This is a genomic window from Dactylosporangium sp. NPDC048998, from assembly GCF_043197855.1.
Lineage (GTDB): Bacteria > Actinomycetota > Actinomycetes > Mycobacteriales > Micromonosporaceae > Dactylosporangium.
The window spans coordinates 23,005-43,665 of record NZ_JBICTV010000034.1 but is presented as its reverse complement, the minus strand read 5'-3'; the positions used below and the strand labels follow the sequence as shown (position 1 = coordinate 43,665).

The window sequence follows — 20,661 nt, the reverse complement described above, 5'->3', positions numbered from 1 at the left end:
CGCTCTCTCCGGTTCGGCCGAGTGGGCCGTCGGCTCGTCCTCCGACGGCCCACCCGCCGACCGGTTCTCTGTCGTGTTCTCTGTCGTGCGGCCTCGGCTCGTTCTTCTCCGGGCGTGCGGCGGGCTGGTTCCCGGCTGGGCCGCCGGCTCGGTCGGAGTCGGCGGTCAATGGATGATGTTTCGGGTGGTGCGGCCCGCTTGCCTTCGTGGCGTGCTCGCCTCCGTGGTGTCGCGTTCCTTACCTTCGTGGTTTCGGGGGCTTGCCTTCGCCTTCGTGGCTTTGGGCGGCCGGGCGAATTGGCCGGAACGAATCTGAGATTTCCGGTTTCATGCGGGTTTGGTGGCGACGAATATCGCCGTGCCCGGGAAGATCCGGCCGCGCAGGGGGCTCCATTGGCCCCAGGTCAGCTTGTGATGGTCGGGCCACTCCGGCTCGATGAGATCGTCGAGCACGAAGCCGGCGGAGACCAGCTCGCGGATGCGGTCGCCCAGGGTGCGGTGCTGCTCGACGTAGGTGGCGACGTGGCGCTCGTCCTCCTCGACGTACGCGCGGCGGTCGAAGTAGGAGTGGACCGCGACCAGGCCGCCCTCGCCCGGGTCGTCGAGGAACACCCAGCGCATCGGGTGCGTGATGGAGAAGGCCCAGCGGCCGCCGGGGCGCAGGACACGGTGGACCTCGCGCATGACGCGAGCCGAGTCGGCTACGAACGGCACCGCGCCGAAGGCCGTGCAGGCGATGTCGAATACGCCCTGGGCGAACGGCAGGGCGGTCGCGTCGGCCTGCAGGAGGGGTACCACGACACCCGATCGGGTGGCGCCACCGCGGGCGTGCCGGAGCATGCCGGCCGACAGGTCGGACGCGACGACGTCCGCGCCCTGGGTCCTGAGCCAGCGCGAGCAGGACGCGGCGCCGCAGCCGATCTCGAGCACGCGCTTGCCGGCCACGTCGCCGAGCAGGCGGGCGTCGGCCTCGCGCAGCCCCTCCGGGCACCACACGAAGTCCACTTCGCCCAGGAAGGAACCGTGTTCCTCCTGGTAGGAGTCGGCGTCGCCGTCCCACCATCGCCGGCTGGCCCGGCGGCTCTCGGCGGGACTCACGGCACGTCGTGTGACGCCTGCGTCAGGTGACGATTCCATGGGGAGCAACGGTAGGCCCTGGCAAAGTCGGCAGATCGGGTCTGGGGGAGGGTTGGACCATGTGGTATTGCGCAGGGTAGGCTGATCGGTGCACTCGTGGGTTTGTGCGCCTCGGCATGGAGCAGGCTCACGGTCGTCGAACACATCCTGAGCTTCCAATGCACTGATCCTGCACTGCGAAAGGCGGGTTGTGCCCGACGACGGGTCCGCGGGAGCGCGCAGGTTCACCAGGCAAATCCACCGACCGGAGCAACAGCCCACATGACGAGCAGCATCGAGGCCACCTCGAGCGCCAGCAGCAACAAGGTCACCATCGACGACCTCGGTTCCGAGGAGGCTTTCCTCGCCGCGATCGACGAGACCATCAAGTACTTCAATGACGGCGACATCGTCGAAGGCACCGTCGTCAAGGTCGATCGGGACGAGGTCCTGCTCGACATCGGCTACAAGACCGAGGGTGTCATCCCCTCGCGCGAGCTGTCGATCAAGCATGATGTCGACCCTGCTGAGGTCGTGTCGGTCGGTGACCACATCGAGGCCCTGGTCCTGCAGAAGGAGGACAAGGAAGGCCGCCTGATCCTCTCGAAGAAGCGTGCGCAGTACGAGCGCGCGTGGGGCACGATCGAGAAGATCAAGGAGGACGACGGCGTCGTCCGCGGCTCGGTCATCGAGGTCGTCAAGGGCGGTCTCATCCTCGACATCGGCCTGCGCGGCTTCCTGCCCGCCTCGCTGGTGGAGATGCGGCGGGTGCGTGACCTGCAGCCGTATGTGGGCCGTGAGCTCGAGGCGAAGATCATCGAGCTGGACAAGAACCGCAACAACGTGGTCCTGTCGCGCCGCGCCTACCTCGAGCAGACCCAGTCCGAGGTCCGCACCGAGTTCCTGCACAAGCTGCAGAAGGGCCAGGTCCGCAAGGGCGTCGTGTCCTCGATCGTCAACTTCGGTGCGTTCGTCGACCTCGGTGGTGTCGACGGCCTGGTCCACGTCTCCGAGCTGTCCTGGAAGCACATCGATCACCCGTCCGAGGTGGTCGAGGTCGGCCAGGAGGTGGAGGTCGAGGTCCTCGACGTCGACCTGGACCGTGAGCGCGTCTCCCTGTCGCTGAAGGCGACCCAGGAAGACCCGTGGCGCCAGTTCGCCCGGACCCACGCCATCCAGCAGATCGTGCCCGGCAAGGTCACCAAGCTCGTCCCGTTCGGCGCCTTCGTCCGCGTCGACGACGGCATCGAGGGCCTGGTGCACATCTCCGAGCTGGCCGAGCGCCACGTGGAGATCCCGGAGCAGGTCGTGCAGGTCGGCTCCGACGTCATGGTCAAGGTCATCGACATCGACCTGGAGCGGCGCCGGATCTCGCTGTCGCTCAAGCAGGCCAACGAGGGCTTCGTCGAGGGCGAGGAGCACTTCGACCCGACCCTCTACGGCATGTCGGCCACCTACGACGAGCAGGGCAACTACATCTACCCGGAGGGCTTCGACCCGGAGACCGCCGAGTGGATGCCCGGCTTCGAGAAGCAGCGCGAGGCGTGGGAGCAGCAGTACGCCGAAGCCCGCCAGCGCTGGGAGGCCCACACCAAGCAGGTGCAGACCGCCCGCCAGGCCGACGCCACCGCCGAGCCGGCCGCGGCCGCCCCGGCCACGGGCTCGGTGTCCACGTCGACCCCGACCGCGGCCCGCGCCCCGGAGGAGCCGTCCGGCACCCTGGCCACGGACGAGGCGCTGGCCGCCCTGCGCGAGAAGCTCGCCGGCGGCAAGAGCTGACACCAGCAACGCCATAGCGAAAGCCCCGGGCCCGCAAGGGTCCGGGGCTTTTCCTTTACCCCGGCCCCGCCCCGGCCCGCCCCGCCCCGGCGGCCCCGCGGCCTGGCTGGCGCGCGGTGGGCGCGGGGGCGGGCTACTTCACGCCGGCTACGTCCATGGCTCGGAGTTCCTTCTTCAGTTCGGCTACCTCGTCGCGGATGCGGGCGGCCAGTTCGAACTGGAGTTCGCGGGCCGCGGACAGCATCTGCTCGTTCAGGTCCTGGATCAGGGTGGCGAGCTCGGCGCGGGCCATGCCTGCGCGGGCGGGGGCGGACGGGGCGCCGGCGGTGGCTGCCGCGCCCTTGGTGCCGCCGCCCTTCTGGCGGGCGCGGGTGCCCTCCGGGGACTTGCCGCGGCTCATCTGGCGCCCGCCGCCGATGACGACGGCGCCGCCCGGGCCATGGCCGCTCACGACGCCGGCCGTGTCCTCGGCCTCGCGGTAGATGTCGTCGAGGATGTCGCCCAGCTTCTTGCGCAGGGGCTGCGGGTCGATGCCGCTGGCCTTGTTGTACGCGATCTGCTTGTCGCGCCGGCGGTTGGTCTCGTCGATCGCCAGGGCCATCGACGGGGTCATCTTGTCCGCATACATGTGGACCTGACCGGAGACGTTGCGCGCCGCGCGGCCGATGGTCTGGATGAGGCTGGTGCCCGAGCGCAGGAAGCCCTCCTTGTCCGCGTCGAGGATCGCCACCAGGCTCACCTCGGGCAGGTCGAGGCCCTCGCGGAGCAGGTTGATGCCGACGAGCACGTCGAACTCGCCGCGGCGCAGCTCCCGCAACAGCTCCACCCGGCGCAGCGTGTCGACCTCCGAGTGCAGGTAGCGGACCCGGATGCCGTGCTCGAGGAGGTAGTCGGTGAGGTCCTCGGCCATCTTCTTGGTCAGCGTGGTGACCAGGACCCGCTCGTCGCGCTCGGTGCGCAGCTTGATCTCGTGCATGAGGTCGTCGATCTGGCCCTTGGTCGGCTTGAGCACGACCTCGGGGTCGACCAGGCCGGTCGGGCGGATCACCTGCTCGACGAACTCGCCCTGGGTCTTGCCCAGCTCCCACGGGCCGGGCGTGGCCGACAGGTACACCGTCTGGCCGACCCGCTCCTCGAACTCGTCGAAGCGCAGCGGGCGGTTGTCCTGCGCGCTGGGCAGCCGGAAGCCGTGCTCGACGAGCGTGCGCTTGCGGGAGGCGTCCCCCTCGTACATCCCGCCGATCTGCGGCACGGTGGCGTGCGACTCGTCGATGACGGTCAGGAAGTCGTCGGGGAAGTAGTCGAGCAGGCAGTGCGGCGGGCTGCCGGCATCCCGGCCGTCGATGTGGCGGGAGTAGTTCTCGATGCCGTTGCAGAACCCGACCTGCCGCATCATCTCGACGTCGTAGGTGGTGCGCATCCGCAGGCGCTGCGCCTCGAGCAGCTTGCCCTCCCGGTCGAGCTCGGCGAGGCGCTCCTCGAGCTCCACCTCGATGGCGGCGATCGCCCGCTCCATGCGCTCGGGGCCGGCCGCGTAGTGCGTCGCGGGGAAGATCAGCAGCGAGTCGGTCTGGCGGATCTCGTCGCCGGTGAGCGGGTGCAGGTAGGACAGGCGCTCGATCTCGTCGCCGAAGAACTCGATGCGGATCGCGAGCTCCTCGTAGGCCGGGATGATCTCCAGCGTGTCGCCGCGCACCCGGAACGTGCCCCGGTTGAACGCCAGGTCGTTGCGCGTGTACTGGATGTCGACCAGGCGCCGCAGCAGCTTGTCGCGCTCGATCTCCTCGCCGACGCTGACCTTCGCGGCCCGGTCCAGGTATTCCTCCGGCGTGCCCAGGCCGTAGATCGCCGACACGGTCGCGACCACGATGACGTCGCGGCGGGTCAGCAGGCTCATCGTCGCCGAGTGCCGCAGCCGCTCGACCTCCTCGTTGACCGACGAGTCCTTCTCGATATAGGTGTCGGTCTGCGGGATGTAGGCCTCGGGCTGGTAGTAGTCGTAGTAGCTGACGAAATACTCCACCGCGTTGTGTGGCATCAGATCGCGGAACTCCTTGGCCAGCTGCGCGGCCAGGGTCTTGTTGTGAGCGAGCACCAGCGTCGGGCGCTGCAGCCGCTCCACCAGCCAGGCCGTGGTCGCGCTCTTGCCTGTGCCGGTCGCGCCGAGCAGCACGGTGTGCCGGTCGCCGGCCCGCACCCGCTTGGCGAGCGCGTCGATCGCCGCGGGCTGGTCGCCGGAGGGCTTGTACTCGCTGACTACCTCGAAACGGCGGTCCAAGCGTGGGATGTCGAGCGCCATGACCTCAACCGTACGCGGGGGGTATGACAACTTTCCGGGTCCTCGCCCTGGGTGCTCGATCGTATTCAGCCTGACGATTGTGTGGGAAACATCACCGGTCTACGGTAGACGTCGTAGGCCGCTCGCGGCGGCCGACCGGAGAGCAGGCCGGCCCATCACGCCGGCCCTCCCGGCGCCCGGTTGCAGCCCCGGCCCGTCACGGCCGGCGAGCGCACCGAGGCGGGGATCGCGCGCAGCGCGCGACCGGCCGCCGCGAGCGCCTAAGCCACGCCCGCACACAAGCCACGGCCCACACCAGACCACGTAAAACGGAACGAGCAGCAACCAAATGGCCGAAGAGATGGCAAACGATGGCAAATCGCGCCAATATGAGGCAGTCAAAGCGCGCTGAGGGCAACGAGGGGGAGGACGGAAAGCGCGCATCACGAGGTACAACTGGCGGAAAACGCGTCAAGCGGACCTGATGCGCTCCCAGGCGGCCGCGACCGCCCGATCCAGCTCCTCCGGCGTCCCGTCGTTGTCGATCGCGATGTCCGCGACCGCTCGGCGCTGCTCGTCCGTCGCCTGCTTCGCGATCCGCGTCATCGCCTCGTCCCGGCTCATCCCGCGCAGCCGCGTCAATCGTTCCAGCCTCGTCTCGAGCGAGGCGAAGACGACGACGACCAGCTCGTACAGGCCGGCCATGCCCTTCTCCACGATCAGCGGCACGTCGTTGACCACGACCGCGTCGCCGGGCGCCGCCGCGACGAGCTCGGCCGTCCGCTCCCGCACCAGCGGATGCGTGATCTGCTCCAGCCGCCTTCGGGCGTCGTCGTCGGCGAAGACCACCCGCGCCAGCGCTGCCCGGTCGAGGGAGCCGTCCGCAGCGAGCACCGACGGGCCGAACGCCTCGACGACCCGGGCCAGCCCCTCCGTGCCCGGCGCGACCACCTCCCGGGCCAGCCGGTCGGCGTCCACGATCACCGCGCCGAGCGCCGCCAGCCGGGCCGCGACCGCGCTCTTGCCGGCGCCGATGCCGCCGGTCAGCCCAACCATCTTCACCACGCAATCACACCGGAAGGTGAATCGAGCGCCCGCGCCGGGGTACTCCGGCATGGTTTGCACGAATTGCGAGGTTTGTCAAGATATCTTCCGACTCAAGCGAGATTCGGGGGACGATCATGACAGTAGGGCGACACAGCCTGGGCCGGCCGGGCCTGGCGCGCCGCGACTGGGCAGGCTTCATACCACACGGTAGCGGTCCGGCAGCGGAAGGTCGCCGTCCCGCGCGCCGCGCGAGGCACCGCCGCATGCGCACGAGACGGCAGTCGACCGCCGAGGCGATGCCGTTCCTCGCCGCCGTGGCAGTGCTGGGCGTACTCGCCGTGAGCGGCTGGTACACGGCCACGGGCGCGACGGCGGTCGTGCAGATGCTGGCACGCTGAGAGGGTCCTTTCTGCCGTGGCGCAAGCCGTGGGCGGTCAGCGATACTCTGCCGGGCAACTGCCCATCTGCCAGGACCAGAAGGACGCGCTGCATGGAGCCGGGACACCCCCCACGGCAGGATCCGCCGACGGAGCACAGCCACGACCAGGTGAACGGTTCGCCGCCCCGGCCCAAGAGCCGGCGCGGCTGGATGTCCGACTCGCCGCTGGACGGCGGGTCCGGCTGGCCGACGTCGGCATACGCGATCGTGCCGCGCCAGCCCGCCGCGCCGGCGGAAGAGGCCGCCCCGGCCCCGGCGCCCGCGGAGGAACCGGAGCCCGCGACGCAACCGTTGCGGAAGGGGCGGATCGCCGTCCTGCTCGTCGGGCTGGTCGTCCTCGTCATCGCAGTCGCCGGTGGGGTGCTGGCGACGCGCGACGACTCCACGAAGGACGGCACCGACGCCACTGCCGCCACGACGGACGCGACCACGGGGGAGCCGGTCGTACCCGTGGCCGAACGGACCGCGGGGTCGAGCGGCGGCGCGGGCGGCGGCGCGGGCGGCGCCTCCGCGACCGCCGGGACTACCGCCGACCCGAGCGGCCCGGCGAGCGGCGCCGCGGCCGGCCCGAGCGCGGGCGTGTCCGCGCCGCCCGCCGCGCCGCCGGCCACCGGCATCCTGCGCACCGGGACGGCGCAGCTCGCAGTCCTGGCCGGGCAGCCCGATGAGGCGTACGACTTCGACAGCGGCACCAAGCAGACCGCCGGTGCGGACGTGACGGCCGGCGCGATCGGCCTGTCCGCCGCCAACGGCGCCAGGTTCGCGGTCCTGCTCACCGCCGACACCCCGTCGCTGGCCGCCTGCTCGGCGGTGCCGGCGGCCCAGTGGACCGGCCAGGTGGTCCTGGCGAGCCTCCTGCCAGGCTCGAAGGTCTGCGTGCGCACCAGCGAGGATCGGTACGCGTGGTTCATGACCCGCGCCGGCGAGCTGGTCACCGGCGCGCTCTACTCCGCAAACCTGGACTTCATCGTCTACAAGAAGGCCGGCGACTAGGGCTCGACGTCGGTGAAGTGCTCCACGCGAGGCGCGCCGTCGAAGTACGGGCCGATGAGCGCGCGCCACTGGGTGAAGCGCTCGGTGGCCCGGAAGTTGTCCAGGTGCGCCTCCACCGAGTCCCACTCCACGAGCAGCACGAAGCGCGAGGCGCTTTCGACGCCCCGGGTCATGCGCACCGAGCGCAGGCCCGGGGTGGTGGCGAGGACCTCATGGGCCTTGCGGTACGCGGCGGCGAACTCGTCCTCGCGGCCTTCCTGCACGTCGATCAGAGCGACTTCCAGAACCATCGGATAAGGGTAGACCGTGCTCGACTGGCTGACCTCCGAGGCCTTCCACGCCTTCGGCGCCCCGACGACCTGGGCCGAGCTGCTCGGCTTCGCCAGCGGCCTGCTCACGGTCTACCTCGTCGTGCGCCAGCACATCGCGAACTGGCCGCTGGGCATCGCCAACGTGCTGCTGCTCATGATCGCGTTCTGGCACGTGGGCCTCTACGGCGACGCCTGGCTGCAGGTCGTGTACGTCGTGCTCGGCGCCTACGGCTGGTGGCGTTGGAGCACCGGCGCGGTCGAGCAGCGGGTGCGCGCGACGACCCGGGCCGAATGGTGGTGGCTCGCCGGCGCGGGTGTGCTGCTCACCGTGCTGCTGTGGTGGTACCTCGACCGCTTCACCGAGTCGACCGTGCCCTGGCCCGACGCCGCCACGACCGCGGTGTCGCTGCTGGCCACCTACGGGCAGACCCGCCGGCTCGTGGAGAGCTGGTGGCTGTGGATCGCCGTCGACGTCGTCTACGTCCCCCTCTACGGCTACAAGGACCTGTGGCTCACCGCGCTGCTGTACCTGGTGTTCCTGGCCCTGTGCGTGCTGGGCCTGCGGGCCTGGCGTGCGCAGCTGCGCGACCAGGCCGCGGTTCTGGACGGGGATCTGGGCGGGGAGAGACCGGCGTGGTCCACGGACTGATCGTCGGCAAGTTCTACCCGCCGCACGCCGGGCACCATCACCTCATCGACACGGCCGCGCGGGCCTGCGACGAGGTGACCGTGGTCGTCGCGCCGTCCACAGTGGAGTCGATCCCGCTGGCCGACCGGCTCGCGTGGCTGCGCGAGGTGCACGCCGCCGACCCGCACGTGCGGTTTGTGGGTGTCCACGACGATCTGCCGATCGACTACGGGTCGGCCGAGGCGTGGGAGGCCCACTGCGCGCTGTTCCGGGCCGCCGCCGGCCGCCGCCGCGTCGACCGGGTCTTCTCCTCCGAGTCGTACGGCGAGGAGCTGGCCCGCCGCTTCGGCGCCCAGCACGTGCCGGTCGACCCGGGCCGGGTCGCGGTGCCCGTGTCCGGCACCGCGGTGCGCGCCGACCCCGTCGCCAACTGGGCGTTCCTGGCGCCGCCGGTGCGCGCCTGGTTCGCCCGGCGGGTCGTGGTCGTCGGCGCCGAGTCGACGGGCACCACGACGCTGGCCCGCGCCCTGGCCGCGCATCTTCGCCTGCGCGCGGGTGCCTTCAGCGGTACCGCCTGGGTCGAGGAGTACGGCCGCACATTGACCTCCTTGAAGATGGCCGGACTGGCGCCGGGACAGGGCGTGGCCGACGTCGTCTGGACGCGCGAGGACTTCGTGACCGTCGCACGGGAACAGAACGCCGCCGAGGACGCCGCCGCCCGCTCCGGCGGCCCCATTCTGCTCTGCGACACCGACAGTTTCGCCACGGCGATCTGGGAGGAGCGCTATCTCGGCAGCGCATCGCAAGCGGTCCGTCACGCTGCGCGCAGGCCCGCGCTGTACCTGCTGACGAGTGACGAGGGCGTGCCGTTCGAGGACGACGGCATGCGCGACGGCGAGCACCTGCGCGCCTGGATGACCGGCCGGTTCCGGGCCGAGCTCGCCGCGTCCGGGGTGGCGTGGATCGAGCTGACGGGGCCGTACCGGGAGCGGCTCACCCGCGCCGTGCGGGCCTGCGACGAGCTGCTCGCCGAGGGCTGGGATCTTGCATCGCCGCTGCTCCCGGCCGACGCGCCCGGAATTGTCGGGGGGTCCTGCTAACGTCCCGGCCATGACGATCGGCGGCAACATCACCTCGTTCGCGGGCCTTCCCGTGCGGCGCTTCGAGCCCGGCCCGGCGGGCCGCCGCGACGCCCGCCGGGCCGGCCGGGACGTCGCGTGGCGCATCGGCGTCGACTACGGCGACGGCGAGGACCGGTTCGCCGCCACGCTCGACGCGCTGCTCGACGCGGTCGGCGGCGCGACGGTGCGGGCGCTGGTGATCGGGTCGTGGGGCGAGCCGCAGTCCGACGGGCCGCCGCTGCCCCTGCTGATCGCCGCGCGGGACCGGCTGCCGAACCTGCGGGCGCTGTTCGTGGGCGAGATGACCTACGAGGAGTGCGAGATCTCGTGGATCAACCAGGGTGAGTACGCGCCGCTGCTGGGCGCGTTCCCGGCCCTGGAGGTGCTGCACATCCGCGGCGCCGACGGGCTGCGGCTCGCCCCGGTGCGCCACCGGCGGCTGCGCGAGCTGAGCGTGGAGAGCGGCGGCCTGCCGGCCGCGTTCGTCCGCGGCCTCTGCGACTCGTCGTTCCCGGCGCTGGAGGACCTCGAGCTGTGGCTGGGTGTGCAGGAGTACGGCGCCGACGCCACGGTCGAGAACTTCGCGCCGATCCTGTCCGGCGCGGAGCTGCCCGCGCTGCGCCGCCTCGCCCTGCGCAACGCCGAGATCGCCGACCAGCTCGCGGAGGCGCTCGCCGCGGCGCCCGTCGTGGCCCGGCTGCGCAGCCTGGACCTGTCGATGGGCGCGCTCTCCGACGCCGGCGCCGAGGCACTGCTGCTCGGCCAGCCGCTGACCCACCTGCGCTCGCTGGACCTGTCCCACCACTTCATGTCCGAGGACGTCGCCGCGCGGTTCGAGCAGGAGCTGCCCGGGGTCGCCGTCGACGTCTCCGACGAGCAGGAGGCCGAGGAGGACGGCTTCCGATACGTGTCGGTCACGGAGTGAGCACCATGACGACGCCGATGACGGTGGTCGGGATCCGCGGCCACCGGCGGGTGGAACTGTTCCGCGCCGCCGCCGTCGCGGCCGGCCTGCCCGAGCCGGTGTTCGTCGACTGGCGCGACGTGTGCGCCGACCGGTTCGACATCGCGCCCGGCTCGACGGTCCGGCTGGAGTCGCCGGGCGAGGACGCCGAGGTCGACCGGCTGCTGCGGGGTGCCGACCGCCCCGCCGAGCACGGCGAGATCGTCGGCCTCGCCGCCTGGTACGACGGCTTTCTCGAGGCGGCCCGGCGGGTGCAGCGCCGCGCGAGCGGCCCGCTACTGCCGCCGGTCGGCGAGCTGGCGGTCATGTTCGACAAGCGCCGCTGCCACGCGCTGCTGCGCGAGCGGGGCGTGCCGGTGCCCGACGGGTTCGCCGCGCGGGACTATGAGCAGGTCCGCGCGGCCGGGTGGGGCCGGGTGTTCGTCAAGCCGGCCCACGGCAGCTCGGCGTCGGGGGTGATGGCCCTGGCCCTCGGCCCGGGCCGGGTGAGCGCCTACACCTCGGCTGCCCTGGACGGCGGCCGGCTGTTCAACGAGCTGCGCGTCCACCACTACACCGACGAGCGGCACGTCGCCGCGATCGTCGACCGGCTCGGCGCCGACGGGCTGCACGTCGAGCGCTGGCTGCCGAAAGCGGCGCACGAGGGGCGGGTGTTCGACCTGCGGGTGGTCGTCATCGCCGGCCGGGCGAGCCACGTGGTGGCGCGCACCAGCCGGTCCCCGCTGACCAACCTGCACCTGGGCAACGCCCGCGGCGACCTGGCCGCGATCCGGGCCGCGGTGGGGGAGCGGCGGTGGGCCGAGGCGATGGAAACGTGCGAGCGGGCCGCGGCCTGCTTCCCGGGCAGCCTGCACGCCGGGGTCGACCTGATGTTCGCGCCGGGCTTCGGCTCGCACGCGGTGGCGGAGGTCAACGCGTTCGGCGACCTGCTGCCCGGCCTGCTCGTCGACGGGCAGGACACCTATGCGGCCGAGGTCGCGGCGCTGACGGCGGCGGTGGCGGCATGAGGTCGCTCCTCGGCAGCCACGACCTGCTGTTCGTCACCCTCGACACGCTGCGCTACGACGTCGCCGCCGACCTGCTCGCCCGCGGCCGCACGCCCAACCTGGCCCGGGTGCTGCCCGGCGGGGCGTGGGAGCGGCGGCACACCCCGGCGTCGTTCACCTATGCGGCCCACCACGCGTTCTTCGGCGGGTTTCTGCCCACGCCCGCCGCGCCGGGGCCGCACGAGCGGCCGTTCGCGGCGCGCTTCCCGGGCAGCACCACCGTTGGCGCCGACACCTGGGTGTTCGACGCGCCGGACGTGGTCACCGCTCTGCGCGCCGAGGGCTACCACACGATCTGCCTCGGCGGCGTCGGGTTCTTCGCGATGACCTCGGCGCAGGGCACGGTCCTGCCGGGGCTGTTCGACGAGGCGCACTGGGAGGAGGCGTTCGGCGTGACTGACCCGTCGTGCTTCGAGGCGCAGCTGGAGCGGCTGGCGCGGGTGCTGCCGCCGGTAGCTCCAGCCGTGCCGGTGTTCACGTTCGTCAACGTCGCCGCCATGCACCAGCCGAACCGGCACTATCGGCCCGGCGCGGCGCAGGACTGTCTCGCCTCGCACGGGGCGGCGCTGGAGTACGTCGACCGGCACCTGCCGACGCTGCTGCACCTCGTCGCGTCGCGGGGCCGCCCGTGCCGCGTGATCCTGTGCAGCGACCACGGCACCGCCTACGGCGAGGACGGCCACACCGGGCACCGCTTCGCCCACGACGTCGTGTGGACCGTGCCGTATGCCGAGTTCACGCTGGAGGCCGGCGCATGGTGAACCTCGGCTCGCCCTACCAGGGATACCTCTACGCGTATCCGCACAAGACCGCCTACCGGCCGCTCGACCCGCGGCCCCGCCTCGCCGACGTGTGGGCCGGCGAGGACACGGGCGCGCTGTTCCTCTACGCGCACGTGCCCTTCTGCGAGATGCGCTGCGGCTTCTGCAACCTGTTCACGCGGGCCAACCCGCCCGAGGGGCAGGTCGCCGCCTACCTGGCGCAGCTGCGCCGGCAGGCCCGCCGGGTCGCGGCCGCCGTCCCCAAGGCCCGTTACACGCGGGCGGCGATCGGGGGCGGCACCCCGACGTACCTGAGCGCCGGCCAGCTGACCGAGCTGTTCGACCTGCTGGAGGACGCCACCGGCGCCGACCTGCGGGCCGTGCCGATGTCGGTGGAGACCTCACCGGCCACCGCGACCGCCGACCGGCTCGCGGTGCTGGTCGAGCGGGGCTCCACCCGGATCAGCATCGGCGTGCAGAGCTTTCTCGACGCCGAGGCGCACGCCGCCGGCCGCCCGCAGCGGCGCGCCGAGGTCGACCGGGCGCTCGCCGCGATCCGCGCCGCCGGGGACGCCGACCTCAACCTCGATCTCATCTACGGCATCCCGGGTCAGACCCGCGAGACCTGGGAGGCGTCGCTCACCGCCGCGCTGCGGTGGCGTCCCGAGGAGTTGTACCTCTACCCGCTGTACGTGCGGCCGATGACCGGGCTCGGCCGGCGCGCCGAGGGCGGGGGAGACCTGCGTTGGGACGCACAGCGTCTCGAGCTCTACCGCCACGCCGCCGCCCGGCTCGCCGAAGCCGGCTACGAGCAGCTGTCGATGCGGCAGTTCCGGCGGCGCGACGCGGCGGCCGTCGAGCCGGCCGTCGAGCCGGCACGGGACGGGCCCGGGTACTGCTGCCAGGACGACGGCATGGTCGGCCTCGGCTGCGGCGCCCGCTCCTACACCTCGGCCCTGCACTACTCGTTCGACTACGCCGTCGGCGTGCGGCAGGTGCGCGGCATCCTCGACGACTACCTGTCCCGGCCGGAGGAGGACTTCGACGCCGCCGAGGTCGGCTTCGCCCTCGACGGCGCCGAGCAGCGCCGCCGCTGGCTGCTCAAGTCGCTGCTGCGCGCCGAGGGGCTCGACGCGCAGCGATATCTGGCCCGGTTCGGCACCGCGGTCGACGACGACTTCCCGGCCCTGGCCCGGCTGCGCGACGCCGGCTACCTCGACGGGCACCGCCTCACCGCCGAGGGGCTCGCGCACTCCGACGCGATCGGGCCCTGGCTGATCTCCGCCGGCGTCCGCGCCGCCATGTCCGGGCACGTGACGCGATGAGAATCCTGTATCGGGGGCCGCTCGCGAGCTGCAACTACGACTGCCCGTACTGCCCGTTCGCCAAGCGCCGCGACCCGCCGGAGCGGCTGCGCGCCGACCGGGCCGCCCTGCTGCGGTTCGTCGCCTGGGTGCGCGACGAGTCGGCGGCGGTGGCCCGCGCGCCGGTCGAGGTGCTGTTCACCCCGTGGGGGGAGGGGCTCACCCGGTCGTGGTATCGCGAGGCCCTCGTCGAGCTGTCCCGGATGCCGCACGTCGGCCGGGCCGCGATCCAGACCAACCTGTCTGCCCGCCTCGGCTGGGTCGCCGCCGCGGACCCGGCGAAGCTGGCGCTGTGGTGCACGTACCATCCGGGCCAGACGAGCCTCGAGCGCTTCCTGGCGGCGTGCGCGACCCTGCACCGCCACGGGATCCGCCACTCCGTGGGGATCGTCGGCCTGCCGGAGCACCTCGGCGACGCGACCGCCCTCCGCACGAGCCTGCCCCCCGAGGTGTACCTCTGGGTCAACGCCGCCGACGGCCACGCGTACACGGCCGCGGAGGAGGCGGCGTGGACCATGATCGACCCGCTGTTCGGCTTCAGCGTGCGACCGCACGAGTCGCTGGGCCGTGACTGCCGCACCGGCGACGACGTGGTCTCGGTGCTGGGCGACGGCACGGTGCGCCGCTGCCACTTCGTGCCGGAGCCGCTGGGCAACCTGTACGACGGGTCGTGGACGGCCCGCCGCGGCGCCCGGCCCTGCCCCAACGTCACCTGCGACTGCCACATCGGCTACGTCCACCTGCGCACGCTGCCGCTGTACGACGTCTTCGCCGGCGGCGTGCTGGAGCGGATCCCGCACCAGCGTCCACTGTGGTCGGTTCCGGCGGCCGCGCTCGCGGCTACGGCAGCGGGTCCCGGCCGATGAAGGCGAGCAGCTTCGTCTGCGGGTCGGCGTCCTCGGGCACCTCGACCCGCGGGCCGTATTGGCCGCTGGAGCGCAGCAGGGCGTCCATCGGCAGCATGCCCTCCAGCATCGCCGCGCACCGCTGCGGGTCCAGGCGCTCGTCCTGGCCGGTGGCCCGGGCGAGGTCCCACGTGTGCAGGAACACGTCGGAGGTGTAGAAGGTGGCGATCGCGGCCGGCAGCGGCAGGTTGCCGGTGTGGGGGTTGCGGAACATGACGGCGGCGCTCGCCGGGTCGTTCAGGACCGCCTGCACGGCGCCGGCGTGCGCCTCCCAGGCCGCGACCGGGTCGGCGTCGACGGAGGGCACGACGGGCAGTTCGACGCCGGCGCCGGAGCGCAGGAAGCCGGGCAGCCACTCGACCAGGTGGCGCACCACGTCGCGGGCCGTCCAGCCGGCGCACGGGGCTGGGGCCTCCCAGTCGGTCGTGCCCCGCACGAGCTCGGTGAAGCGGGCGGCGGTGGCGCGGTGGTCGCCGGCGGGTGTGCTCAAGTAGGCCTCCTCGGCGGACGGGTGCGACGCGTCGAGGGCCATACTGTCAGCATGAGTTACCTGATCGCGTTCGCGTCGCGGCGGCTGGTGGAGGACGAGTCGCTGACCCCCGGATACGTGTACCACGACCCGGAGGACGCCACGCTGCCGCCCGCCCCCGACGGGCGCCGGGCCAGCGGCTGGAACCTGCTCGTCGGGGACGAGACCGACGAGCAGCTGGCCGACGCGGGGGAGCTGCTCATGCCCGACCTGGAGTGGCTCGTCGAGCGCTACCCGGCGTTCGGCAAGATCGTCAGCGCCGGCTCCGAGGGGCGGCAGTTCGAGTGGGACGCCGACGCCGGCCGCTACACCGACGTGGGCCCCTCGACGTTCGACGATCAGTAGTTGCCGGCGCGACTGTGGTCCATCAGGTAGAGCACGTTCTGGACGTACGTCCCGTTGGGGAAGGCGCCCATGCCGGGCTCAACGCCGACTGTGCCCCAGTTGTACGCTGAAATGACCGGTTTGAGCAGTTCCGGGTTCGACGCGTCGTAGCTGGCATCCGTGCCGTGCTGCGCGGCGATCTTGTCGCCGTAGTACGCGATGAGCCAGGCGAGGTAGTTCGCGCCGAGCATCACGTTGTCGGACGGTTTCGTGCGATCCCAGCCGGTGCCGAAGCGGTTGTTCACGGACGTCTGGGTGCTCGGCATGATCTGCATGAGGCCCAGGCCGCCGTCGCAGGCCTTGATGTCGGACTGCCAGCCGCTCTCCTGCTCGGCGATCGCGTACAGCAGCCGCTGCGGCACGAGGATGTCTGCATACTCCACCTTGGTCTTGGTGCCCCAGAAGTGGGTGGTCGCCGCCTTGTCGAGGTAACCCTTGACGGTTGCCTTCGGCAGCTGGTTGGGGCCCTTGCTCGGGGTGCAGCCCGGCGGGGTCGAGTGCTTCGGCGCCGGCACGGCCTCGGTCGACTTCGGCTTCTTCGTCGGTGACGGGGCCCGGCTCGGCGGCGCCGAGGACGTCTGGGTGAGCGCGGCCGGCTCCTCGGTCGTCGGCGGCGCGGAGGCCGACGCGATCGGCGTGGACCAGGCGTCCTTCGAGGCGTTGGCCGCCGCCGGCGCCCGGTCGTGGTCGACGCCCTTGACCAGCGTCGCCATCACGCCGCAGCCGGCCAAAACCACGGCCACCGCGACGCTGAGCAGGATCACGCCGAGCCGTCGCTTGGAGCGCGGCCGCTCGAACTCCGCGGTGTCATCCTCTTCGTAGAAGTCGTAGCTCATCGATGCCAGTCTCCTCCCCCGTACTGGTCAGGCTAGCCGTATGAAGAGACGCTCGCAGCCCCGTGGATCGATGACACGGCGCGTCAGGTCACATCGGCCGTAGCGGGGCACGGGCGGCGGAGGGTGCCTGGAACAATGGGGAACATGCAGACCCGTTCAGACCTCCGCAACGTGGCCATCATCGCTCACGTCGACCACGGCAAGACCACCCTCGTCGACGCGATGTTGCGGCAGGCCGGCGCGTTCCACGCCCGCGCCGAGCTCACCGACCGGGTTATGGACTCCATGGACCTCGAGCGCGAGAAGGGCATCACCATTCTCGCCAAGAACACGGCCGTGCGCTACGTCCCGCAGGACGGCGGCGAGCCGGTGACGATCAACATCATCGACACGCCGGGCCACGCCGACTTCGGCGGCGAGGTCGAGCGCGGCCTGACCATGGTCGACGGCGTCGTGCTGCTGGTCGACGCGAGCGAGGGGCCGCTGCCACAGACCCGGTTCGTGCTGCGCAAGGCGCTCAAGGCCCGGCTGCCGATCATCCTGGTGATCAACAAGGTCGACCGGCCCGACGCGCGGATCAAGGAGGTCGTGGACGAGACGTATGAGCTGTTCCTCGACCTCGACGCCGACGAGGAGCAGATCGAGTTCCCGATCGTCTACGCCTGCGCCCGCGACGGCATCGCGTCGCTGTCCCAGCCCAAGGACGGCACCGTGCCCGAGGACAGCGACAACCTGCAGCCGCTGTTCCGCACCCTGCTCGACACGATCCCGGCGCCCGCCTACGACGAGGACGCGCCGCTGCAGGCCCACGTGACCAACCTCGACGCGTCGCCGTTCCTGGGCCGCCTGGCGCTGTGCCGGGTGCGGCAGGGCACGATCCGCAAGGGCCAGACGGTCGCCTGGTGCCGCGAGGACGGCGCCCAGACCAGCGTGCGCATCTCCGAGCTGCTGATGACCGAGGCCCTGGAGCGTAAGCCGGCCGAGCAGGCCGGGCCGGGCGACATCATCGCCGTGGCCGGCATCGCCGAAATCATGATCGGCGACACGCTCGCCGACGCGGAAAACCCGGTGCCGCTGCCGCGCATCACGGTCGACGAGCCGGCCATCTCGATGACCATCGGTACCAACACCTCCCCCCTGGCCGGGAAGGTCAAGGGCGCGAAGGTCACCGCCCGGCTGGTCAAGGACCGCCTCGAGCGCGAGCTCGTCGGCAACGTGTCGCTGCGGGTGCTGCCGACCGAGCGCCCTGACGCCTGGGAGGTGCAGGGCCGCGGCGAGCTGGCCCTGGCGATCCTGGTGGAGCAGATGCGCCGCGAGGGGTACGAGCTGACCGTCGGCAAGCCGCAGGTGGTCACCCGGGAGATCAACGGCAAGGTCCACGAGCCGAGCGAGCGGCTCACGATCGACGCCCCGGAGGAGTACCTCGGCGCGATCACCCAGCTGCTGGCCACCCGCAAGGGCCGCATGGAGCAGATGGTCAACCACGGCACCGGCTGGATCCGCATGGAGTGGCTGGTCCCGGCGCGCGGCCTGATCGGCTTCCGCACCGAGTTCCTCACCGACACCCGCGGCACCGGCATCCTGCACCACGTCTTCGAGTCCTACGAGCCCTGGTACGGCGAGCTGCGCACCCGCGCCACCGGCTCGCTCGTCGCCGACCGCTCCGGCGTCGCCACGCCGTTCGCGATGATGAACCTGCAGGAGCGCGGGTCGATGTTTGTCGAGCCCACCACCGAGGTGTACGAGGGCATGATCGTCGGCGAGAACTCCCGCGCCGACGACATGGACGTCAACATCACCAAGGAGAAGAAGCTCACCAACATGCGCTCCAGCGCCGCGGACGAGACCGAGAAGCTCATCCCGCCGCGGAAGCTGTCGCTGGAGCAGGCGCTCGAGTTCTGCCGCGAAGACGAGTGCGTGGAGATCACGCCCGAGGCGATCCGCATCCGCAAGGTCATGCTCGACCAGAAGGACCGCGAGCGCGTGGCCCGCAAGCGGGCGCACGCCTGAGGATCAGTCGGCGTGGGGCCGCTGGGCGGGCGGCTCGGCCGCGGCGTAGCGGCCCGACTCCATCGACCAGTCCACGTTGCCGCGGATCCAGTGGACCAGGTCGCCGATGCCGATGACGGCCGTGCGGTCGTCCCAGTAGCGGGTCTCGAGCCGGTCACGGGCGACCTGGAACTCGAGCATCCGCTCGTCGTGCTCGGCGACGGCGGCGGCGACCGCGTCCGGCAGCGGTAGCCGCCGCTCGTGCTGGAACGCGAAGACGATGTTGTGATGGTCGCCGATCGCGGCCTCCTTCGGCCACGAGATCAGGTCGTTGAAGATCCCGATGACCGTGCCGGCGGTCCGCCGCGCCGTGACGAAGTCGGGGTCGTCGAGCAGCGGCTGCGGCAGCTCGATGCCGTGCATCGGCTCGATGAGGTCGAAGAACATGTCCGTCGCCGCGCTGTGGTGGCGCATCCGGCCGTACTCCTCCAGCAGCGGCGGGCGGTCCGCGGCCCGGTTGCCGGCCTCCCACAGCGTGCCGGCCAGGTAGTCCGCGACGTGCGCGACGAAGCGCTCCCGCCACGCCGGGCCGACCCGTGGCTCGGTGCGCCGCCACACCTCGCGCAGCGCGCTGGCGAGCGGCCGGCCGAGCGCGGTGGACAGGATCGGCGCCGGCTGCTGGTCGCGCAGCAGCCGTACGACCTCGGTGACCGCCGCCTGGGCCGGCTCGGGGTCGCGCACCAGGGCGCGCTCCAGCAGGTCGTCGAGGACGAAGATGCTGATCAGCCAGGCGGTGGCCAGGCGGAGCTCGGCCTCGCCGGCGTCCGGGTGCGCCCGGGCCATCAGGTTGGCGAACCGGGCCCGGGCGAAGGCCGCGCGGGCCCCGGGCCGCTCGAGCAGGCCGTGCCGGGTCGCCCACTGCAGCGACCAGCGCTGCACCGCGCCGGCGTGCGGTGAGATCCGCGGTGCGAACGGGCACAGCACCGCCGGGGACGCCAGTAGGCCCCGCTGCGTCATTTCGTGCAAGATGCATCACCCGCCCGCCGTGGTACCTCATATTCGCGCTGATTCACGCTCAGCGCGAGCCCCGACACGGCATTAGGACGCGTTGTGAGTTTTATCCGGTTGTGCGTTCTGTGCACGCGCATCGTGCCTCGACTTGACCAGCGAAGCGACGGTCGTGACTGCGAGGGTGCCGATGATGACGGCCAGTGACAGCTCGATGCTGATGTGCGGGGCCCACTCGACGTGCTCGCCGCCGTTGACGAACGGCAGGTTGTTGTCGGCCAGCGCCTCCAGGAACAGCTTCACGCCGATGAAGCCGAGCACCAGGCTGAGGCCGATCGACAGGTACACCAGCCGGTCCAGCAGGCCCCCGATCAGGAAGTACAGCTGGCGCAGGCCCATCAGCGCGAACACGTTCGCGGTGAACACCAGATAGGGTTCGGAGGTCAGGCCGAAGATCGCCGGGATCGAGTCGAGCGCGAAGATGAGGTCGGTGGTGCCGATCGCGATGAGCACCACGATCATCGGCGTCAGGTGTAGGCGGCCCCGCTCGTCACGCGCCGTGAGCCGCGACTCCTGGTACTGCGGGGTCATCGGCAGCACCCGCCGCGACCACCGGATCAGCGCGTTCTCCTTGAAGTCGCTCTGCTCGGTCTCGCCCTGCACGGCGAGCCTGACCGCGGTGTAGATCAGGAACGCGCTGAAGATGTAGAACACCCACGAGAACCGGCTGATCGCCGCGGACCCGACCGCGATGAACCCGCCGCGCATGACCAGCGCGAGCACGATGCCGATCAGCAGGACCTTCTGCTGGTACTGCCGCGGCACCTTGAACCGCGACAGTATGATCACGAAGACGAACAGATTGTCGACGGACAGACTGTATTCGGTCAGCCACCCGGCGTAGAACTGCCCGGCGTAGGTGCCACCCCACTGCAGCAGGACGAACAGTCCGAACGCGAGCGCGAGCCCGACGTACACCGTGACCCAGATCGTCGACTCTTTGATGGACGGCTCGTGCGGGCGGCGGGCCACGATCGCGAGATCGAACAGGAGAATGGCGCCCAGACCGACGAGAGTCGCTGTCCAGATCCAGCCGGCAACGTCCACGTGCAGAAACCTCCGGTAGACACACCACAGGCCGCGCCGACCCTACAGGGACGCGC

At 71.5% G+C, this 20,661-nt stretch carries 19 protein-coding genes and 1 pseudogene; 12 read left to right on the top strand and 8 right to left on the bottom strand.

What is annotated here, in order from left to right; all coding sequences use genetic code 11:
* Nucleotides 1-327 precede the first annotated feature (327 nt).
* Nucleotides 328-1,137: a class I SAM-dependent methyltransferase gene (locus ACGFI8_RS40485; protein ID WP_392812844.1), complete on the bottom strand. Its 810-nt coding sequence runs from the start codon at nucleotides 1,135-1,137 to the stop codon at nucleotides 328-330.
* A 261-nt stretch (nucleotides 1,138-1,398) separates the two neighbouring features.
* Between ACGFI8_RS40485 and rpsA the strand changes: the two genes are divergently transcribed.
* Nucleotides 1,399-2,895: a 30S ribosomal protein S1 gene (rpsA, locus tag ACGFI8_RS40480; RefSeq protein WP_392812843.1), complete on the top strand. Its 1,497-nt coding sequence runs from the start codon at nucleotides 1,399-1,401 to the stop codon at nucleotides 2,893-2,895.
* Nucleotides 2,896-3,028: 133 nt separating this feature from the next.
* Here the strand turns inward: rpsA and uvrB are convergent, their stop codons facing one another.
* Both uvrB and coaE read right to left on the bottom strand, forming a co-directional pair.
* A complete protein-coding gene (uvrB, locus tag ACGFI8_RS40475) occupies nucleotides 3,029-5,194 on the bottom strand; it encodes an excinuclease ABC subunit UvrB (protein WP_392812841.1) in 2,166 nt (721 codons plus the stop codon).
* A gap of 471 nt (nucleotides 5,195-5,665) precedes the next feature.
* Nucleotides 5,666-6,235: pseudogene (gene coaE / locus ACGFI8_RS40470) on the bottom strand (dephospho-CoA kinase); the annotation flags it as partial.
* 248 nt (nucleotides 6,236-6,483) lie between these two features.
* On the opposite strand from coaE, the gene ACGFI8_RS40465 reads away from it, so the two are divergent.
* Both ACGFI8_RS40465 and ACGFI8_RS40460 read left to right on the top strand, forming a co-directional pair.
* Nucleotides 6,484-6,618, top strand: a complete 135-nt coding sequence (locus ACGFI8_RS40465) for a hypothetical protein (protein WP_392812840.1) — start codon at nucleotides 6,484-6,486, stop codon at nucleotides 6,616-6,618.
* Between the two features lie 92 nt (nucleotides 6,619-6,710).
* Nucleotides 6,711-7,652 carry a hypothetical protein gene (locus ACGFI8_RS40460; protein ID WP_392812838.1) on the top strand — a complete coding sequence of 314 codons (942 nt, stop codon included), beginning with the start codon at nucleotides 6,711-6,713 and terminating at the stop codon, nucleotides 7,650-7,652.
* Here the strand turns inward: ACGFI8_RS40460 and ACGFI8_RS40455 are convergent.
* On the bottom strand, nucleotides 7,649-7,942 hold the full coding sequence (locus ACGFI8_RS40455; protein ID WP_392812836.1) for an antibiotic biosynthesis monooxygenase family protein: 294 nt from the start codon (nucleotides 7,940-7,942) through the stop codon (nucleotides 7,649-7,651). The two genes, ACGFI8_RS40460 and ACGFI8_RS40455, sit on opposite strands and share 4 nt — an antisense overlap.
* A gap of 16 nt (nucleotides 7,943-7,958) precedes the next feature.
* Here ACGFI8_RS40455 and pnuC point away from each other — a divergent pair, with 16 nt between their 5' ends.
* Genes pnuC through ACGFI8_RS40420 form a run of 7 tightly spaced genes read left to right on the top strand, consistent with a single transcriptional unit; the run spans nucleotide 7,959 to nucleotide 14,713 of the window.
* Nucleotides 7,959-8,612, top strand: a complete 654-nt coding sequence (gene pnuC / locus ACGFI8_RS40450; protein WP_392812834.1) for a nicotinamide riboside transporter PnuC — start codon at nucleotides 7,959-7,961, stop codon at nucleotides 8,610-8,612.
* The gene (locus tag ACGFI8_RS40445) at nucleotides 8,597-9,691 is read left to right on the top strand and encodes an AAA family ATPase (protein WP_392812833.1); all 1,095 of its coding nucleotides are present in this window, start codon (nucleotides 8,597-8,599) and stop codon (nucleotides 9,689-9,691) included. Before pnuC ends, ACGFI8_RS40445 begins: the two co-directional genes overlap by 16 nt.
* Nucleotides 9,692-9,701: 10 nt before the next feature.
* A complete protein-coding gene (locus ACGFI8_RS40440) occupies nucleotides 9,702-10,637 on the top strand; it encodes an STM4015 family protein (RefSeq protein WP_392812832.1) in 936 nt (311 codons plus the stop codon).
* 5 nt (nucleotides 10,638-10,642) lie between these two features.
* Nucleotides 10,643-11,683 (top strand): STM4014 family protein, encoded by a 1,041-nt coding sequence (locus tag ACGFI8_RS40435; protein ID WP_392812831.1) that lies wholly within the window; start codon nucleotides 10,643-10,645, stop codon nucleotides 11,681-11,683.
* Nucleotides 11,680-12,483, top strand: a complete 804-nt coding sequence (locus tag ACGFI8_RS40430) for an STM4013/SEN3800 family hydrolase (RefSeq protein WP_392812829.1) — start codon at nucleotides 11,680-11,682, stop codon at nucleotides 12,481-12,483. Before ACGFI8_RS40435 ends, ACGFI8_RS40430 begins: the two co-directional genes overlap by 4 nt.
* The gene (locus ACGFI8_RS40425) at nucleotides 12,477-13,808 is read left to right on the top strand and encodes an STM4012 family radical SAM protein (protein ID WP_392812827.1); all 1,332 of its coding nucleotides are present in this window, start codon (nucleotides 12,477-12,479) and stop codon (nucleotides 13,806-13,808) included. The genes ACGFI8_RS40430 and ACGFI8_RS40425 overlap by 7 nt, the downstream gene beginning before the upstream one ends.
* Nucleotides 13,805-14,713 carry an STM4011 family radical SAM protein gene (locus ACGFI8_RS40420; RefSeq protein ID WP_392812825.1) on the top strand — a complete coding sequence of 303 codons (909 nt, stop codon included), beginning with the start codon at nucleotides 13,805-13,807 and terminating at the stop codon, nucleotides 14,711-14,713. Before ACGFI8_RS40425 ends, ACGFI8_RS40420 begins: the two co-directional genes overlap by 4 nt.
* On the opposite strand, the gene ACGFI8_RS40415 is transcribed toward ACGFI8_RS40420, so the two are convergent.
* Nucleotides 14,688-15,242, bottom strand: a complete 555-nt coding sequence (locus ACGFI8_RS40415) for a TIGR03086 family metal-binding protein (protein ID WP_392812824.1) — start codon at nucleotides 15,240-15,242, stop codon at nucleotides 14,688-14,690. The genes ACGFI8_RS40420 and ACGFI8_RS40415 overlap by 26 nt on opposite strands.
* 51 nt (nucleotides 15,243-15,293) lie before the next feature.
* Here ACGFI8_RS40415 and ACGFI8_RS40410 point away from each other — a divergent pair, with 51 nt between their 5' ends.
* Nucleotides 15,294-15,626 (top strand): hypothetical protein, encoded by a 333-nt coding sequence (locus ACGFI8_RS40410; RefSeq protein ID WP_366228942.1) that lies wholly within the window; start codon nucleotides 15,294-15,296, stop codon nucleotides 15,624-15,626.
* On the opposite strand, the gene ACGFI8_RS40405 is transcribed toward ACGFI8_RS40410, so the two are convergent.
* Entirely contained in the window at nucleotides 15,620-16,501 is an 882-nt protein-coding gene (locus ACGFI8_RS40405) for a transglycosylase SLT domain-containing protein (protein ID WP_392812822.1), read from the bottom strand. The genes ACGFI8_RS40410 and ACGFI8_RS40405 overlap by 7 nt on opposite strands.
* Nucleotides 16,502-16,645: 144 nt before the next feature.
* Between ACGFI8_RS40405 and typA the strand changes: the two genes are divergently transcribed.
* Nucleotides 16,646-18,511, top strand: a complete 1,866-nt coding sequence (typA, locus tag ACGFI8_RS40400) for a translational GTPase TypA (protein WP_392812821.1) — start codon at nucleotides 16,646-16,648, stop codon at nucleotides 18,509-18,511.
* A 3-nt stretch (nucleotides 18,512-18,514) separates the two neighbouring features.
* On the opposite strand, the gene ACGFI8_RS40395 is transcribed toward typA, so the two are convergent.
* Nucleotides 18,515-19,507 (bottom strand): hypothetical protein, encoded by a 993-nt coding sequence (locus tag ACGFI8_RS40395; protein ID WP_392812820.1) that lies wholly within the window; start codon nucleotides 19,505-19,507, stop codon nucleotides 18,515-18,517.
* An 81-nt stretch (nucleotides 19,508-19,588) separates the two neighbouring features.
* Complete coding sequence (locus ACGFI8_RS40390; RefSeq protein ID WP_392812819.1) at nucleotides 19,589-20,605, bottom strand: TerC family protein; 1,017 nt, start codon at nucleotides 20,603-20,605, stop codon at nucleotides 19,589-19,591.
* Nucleotides 20,606-20,661 lie beyond the last annotated feature (56 nt).